This window comes from Rhodococcus sp. CX (assembly GCF_015865005.1).
Taxonomy (GTDB): Bacteria; Actinomycetota; Actinomycetes; order Mycobacteriales; family Mycobacteriaceae; genus Rhodococcus.
In genome coordinates, this window is record NZ_JADZGH010000054.1 from 11,414 (window position 1) to 15,567 (window position 4,154).

The 4,154-nt window shown below is 70.6% G+C and carries 5 protein-coding genes; 3 read left to right on the top strand and 2 right to left on the bottom strand.

Annotated features, from left to right (window positions below):
• The coding region (locus I0Q12_RS32020; protein WP_231610051.1) for a helix-turn-helix domain-containing protein at positions 1 to 130 on the bottom strand (130 nt) is incomplete at its 3' end.
• 96 nt (positions 131 to 226) lie between these two features.
• Here I0Q12_RS32020 and I0Q12_RS05290 point away from each other — a divergent pair.
• The 3 genes from I0Q12_RS05290 (at position 227) to I0Q12_RS05300 (ending at position 3,550) form a co-directional block, all read left to right on the top strand.
• Positions 227 to 1,153, top strand: coding sequence for a 4-(cytidine 5'-diphospho)-2-C-methyl-D-erythritol kinase (locus I0Q12_RS05290; RefSeq protein ID WP_197250950.1), 927 nt, complete (start codon positions 227 to 229; stop codon positions 1,151 to 1,153).
• Between the two features lie 38 nt (positions 1,154 to 1,191).
• Positions 1,192 to 2,988 carry an ABC-F family ATP-binding cassette domain-containing protein gene (locus tag I0Q12_RS05295; RefSeq protein ID WP_197250951.1) on the top strand — a complete coding sequence of 599 codons (1,797 nt, stop codon included), beginning with the start codon at positions 1,192 to 1,194 and terminating at the stop codon, positions 2,986 to 2,988.
• A gap of 133 nt (positions 2,989 to 3,121) precedes the next feature.
• On the top strand, positions 3,122 to 3,550 hold the full coding sequence (locus tag I0Q12_RS05300; protein ID WP_197250952.1) for a DUF6069 family protein: 429 nt from the start codon (positions 3,122 to 3,124) through the stop codon (positions 3,548 to 3,550).
• Positions 3,551 to 3,610: 60 nt separating this feature from the next.
• Here the strand turns inward: I0Q12_RS05300 and I0Q12_RS32025 are convergent.
• On the bottom strand, positions 3,611 to 4,154 hold a 544-nt coding region (locus tag I0Q12_RS32025; RefSeq protein ID WP_269437540.1), incomplete at its 5' end, for an acyl-CoA dehydrogenase family protein.

Consider the following 4,154-nt stretch of genomic DNA (forward strand, 5'->3'; position numbering starts at 1 on the left):
GCTTGTCGACATCGCGCCGGACCGTCCGGGTGGTGATCGACAACCGCTCGGCGAGTTCGGCGCCGGACCAGTCCCGGCGGGTCTGCAGCAGGGCCAGCAGCCGCAGCAGGCGGGCGGAGGTTTCGCGCATGCGACGACGATCCCACGGATTGCGGACGAGTTCGGTCCTGATCGGCGACGGCTGCCGGAGCTTGGGGTCGGCACCGTCCGGGTAAGCTCTGTTCTCGTGCTTTCCGTCGTTCCGTCGCCCGTCACGGTGCGGGCCCCGTCCAAGGTCAACCTGCATCTTGCGGTCGGTGACCTGCGCGAGGACGGCTATCACGAGCTGCGCACCGTGTTCATGGCCCTGTCGCTGAGCGACGAGGTCTCGGTGGTGCCGGCCGACGGTCTCGGCGTGCGGGTGCGCGGCGCCGACGCCGCGCTGGTGCCCGCCGACTCCACCAACCTGGCGTGGCGGGCCGCTGAACTCGTCGCCGCGCGGGCCGGCCGCCGGCCCGAGGTCGCGATCACGATCGACAAGGGCATTCCCGTCGCGGGCGGCATGGCCGGCGGCAGTGCCGACGCCGCCGCCACGCTCGTGGCGCTCGACGCGCTGTGGAGCCTGGGGCTCGGGCGGGAGGAACTCCACGCACTCGCCGCCGAACTCGGCAGCGACGTGCCGTTCTGCCTGCACGGCGGCATCGCCATCGGCACCGGACGCGGCGAGCACCTCGTGCCCGTACTGTCCCGGCACACCTTCCACTGGGTCCTCGCGCTCGCCAAGGAGGGACTGTCCACGCCGGTGGTGTTCCGCGAACTCGACCGGCTCCGCGCCGAGGGAGACCCGCGCCGCGTCGGCGGCACCGACGAGCTGCTGCATGCGCTCGCCGGCGGCGATCCGCACGTGCTCGCCCCGCTGCTCGGCAACGACCTGCAGGCGGCGGCACTGTCGCTGAACCCGGCGCTGCGTCGCACCCTGCGTGCCGGTGTCGAGGCCGGCGCACTGGCCGGAATCGTGTCCGGCTCCGGCCCGACCTGCGCGTTCCTGTGCGCCGACGAGCGCGCCGCGGTCACCGTGAGCGCCGAGCTCGCCGGTGCGGGCGTGTGCCGCACGGTGCGCGTCGCGTCCGGTCCGGTGCACGGCGCCCGCGTCGTCGGCACCTCCACCCCCTGACCCTCTCGAACCCCGAAAACCGGAAGGCACTGCTCCGCGTGGCGAATCTGATCAATCTCGAACAGGTCTCGAAGTCCTTCGGCATCAAGCCGTTGCTGGACTCGGTGTCCCTCGGCGTGGAGGAAGGCGAGCGCATCGGTGTCGTCGGCCTCAACGGCGGCGGCAAGACGACGATGCTCGAGGTGCTGGCCGGGCTCGAGGAACCGGACTCCGGGCGCGTCAGCCGCGTCGGCGGCCTGCGCATGGCCGTGGTCACCCAGCGTGGCGTGCTGCCGGCCGGTTCCACCGTCGGCGAGGTGGTGCTCGGGCCGCTCGGCGTCGCCGAACACGAATGGGCGGGCGATGCCCGCATCCGCTCGGTGCTCGCGGGCATCGGCATCGACAATCTCGGCCTCGACGCGGTCGTCGACGGGCTGTCCGGCGGTGAACGCCGCCGGGTCGCGCTCGCCGCCGCGCTCGTGCAGGAGCTCGACCTGCTGGTGCTCGACGAGCCGACCAACCACCTCGACGTAGAGGGAGTGCAGTGGCTGGCCGAGCATCTGCTGTCGCGGCGCAGCGCACTCGTCGTGGTCACCCACGACCGCTGGTTCCTCGACACCGTCGCGACCCGCACGTGGGAGGTCGTCGGCGGCAAGGTCGAAAGCTACGACGGCGGCTACAACGACTGGATCTTCGCGCGGGCCGAACGGGCCCGCCAGGCCGACGCCATGGAGGAGCGGCGCCGCAACCTCGCCCGCAAGGAACTGGCGTGGCTGCGCCGCGGTGCCCCGGCGCGCACCTCCAAGCCGAAGTACCGGATCGAGGCCGCCGAGGCGCTGATCGCGAACGTGCCGCCGCCGCGCGACTCGGTGGCGCTGGCGTCGTTCGCCAAGCGCCGGCTCGGCCGCATCGTGATCGAACTCGAGGACGCGACTCTGACCACCCCCGACGGGCGCGAGCTGGTGCGCGACCTGACGTGGCGTCTCGGGCCGGGGGAGCGGATCGGTCTGGTCGGGGTCAACGGCTCCGGCAAGACGACCCTGCTGCGCACCCTCGCCGGGGAACTCGAACCGGCGTCGGGTCGCCGGGTACAGGGTCAGACCGTCGAGATCGGCTGGCTGCGGCAGGAACTCGACGACCTGCCCGCCGACATGCGCGTGCTCGAGGCGGTCAAGGACGTGGCCGAGCGAATCACCCTGGGCGACAAGGAGATCTCCGCCGGCCAGCTCGCGGAGCGGCTCGGCTTCACGCCCGCCAAGCAGCGCACCCCCGTCGGCGATCTGTCCGGTGGTGAGCGTCGCCGCCTGCAGCTGACCCGGGTTCTCATGGCGGAGCCGAATGTGCTGCTGCTCGACGAGCCCACCAACGACCTCGACATCGACACCCTGCAGCAGCTCGAGGATCTGCTCGACGGCTGGGCCGGGACGCTGGTCGTCATCAGTCACGACCGGTACCTGATCGAACGCATCTGTGATTCGACGTGGGCGCTGTTCGGCGACGGCAAGCTCACCAACCTGCCCGGCGGCATCGACGAATACCTGCGCCGGCGTGCGGAACTCGGCACCGGCGGCGCGCCGTCCGTCGCGTCGACGGTCAAGCAGTCCGGCACGGCGGGTGCGACGACGGCTCCCAAGCGCGACGGCGCCGCCGAGCGCGCGGCCCGCAAGGAACTCGCCCGGCTGGAACGGGCGGTCGCGAAGTTCGCCGAACGCGAGGAGAAGCTGCACCACCAGCTCGCCGAGGCGGCAACCGATCCCGATCGCCTCCAGAAGCTCGACGCCGAACTGCGCCAGGTGGTCGCGGAGAAGGAAGCCGCCGAGGAGCAGTGGATGGAGCTCGCCGAAGAGCTGGGCTGACGCCCCGGTGTGCCTTTGTGGCGGTGGGAGCCGCCACAAAGGCACACGGGCGGCGCAGCCGCCTCTTGACCTCGAGTCGACTCGAGGTCGCACGATGAGTCGTGTCAGCAGACAACACTCATCAGGAGGATCGATGTCCACAACCGAAACATCCAGTTCCTCAACAGTTCTGCGCCGATCGTGGACGACCGGGCGGCCTGTCGTCGTGGTCGCCGCGGTCGCGGGAGCGCTCGTGCTCAACCTCGTCCTGTGGCTGATCGGCCTGGCTGCGGGTGGTTCGTTCGAGCACACCGACGCCGGCGCGACCGTCAGTGCCGCACCCGGCGGCGTCGTACTCATGACCGTGGTGCCCCTGGGCATCGGACTCACGGTCGCGGTCCTGCTCGGTCTGTGGTGGCGAGGATTCCTGCGGATCGCCCAAGTGGTGGGCGCGTTGCTGCCGCTCGCCACGATCGCGGGCACGCTCTCGGCGGACTTCGACACGGCCAGCACCGTGACGCTCACCCTTATGCACGTGGTGATCGCCGTCGTCGCCGTCGTCGCGCTCGAAAAAGTGCGCTGAAACGCCGAGTGCGTCCTTCGAGCCCCCATCGGCCCGAAGGACGCACCGGCGCCCGACTGCTTACAGCCCCAGCAGCTTGCTGATGATCTCGTTCATGATCTCGGTGGTGCCGCCACCGATACCGAGGACGCGGGCGTCGCGGAAGTGCCGCTCGACCTCGCTCTCGCGCATCAGGCCGATACCGCCGGCGAGCTGAACGGCCTCCATCACGGCCTTGTCGCAGACCTTCACTGCGTTGTTCTTCGCCATCGACGTTTCGAGCAGCATGCCCTCGCCGTTGACCCAGCGCTCCGCGACGGAACGGCAGAACGTATGCGCCGCAGTGATTTCGGTGGCCAGGTCGGCCAGGCGGTGACGCACCACCTGACGCTTGGACAGCGGGCGGCCCATCGTCTCGCGGGACTTGACCCACTCGACCGTCAGGTCGAAGCAGCGCTGGGCGGTCGCGACCGCCTGGAACGCGAGCGACAGCCGCTCACCCTGGAACTGCTGCGCGATCTGGCCGAACGCCGAGTTCTCGACGCCGACAAGGTTTTCCACGGGCACGCGCACGTCGTCGTAGAACAGCTCGGCGGTGTCCGAGCACAGCCAGCCCATCTTGTCG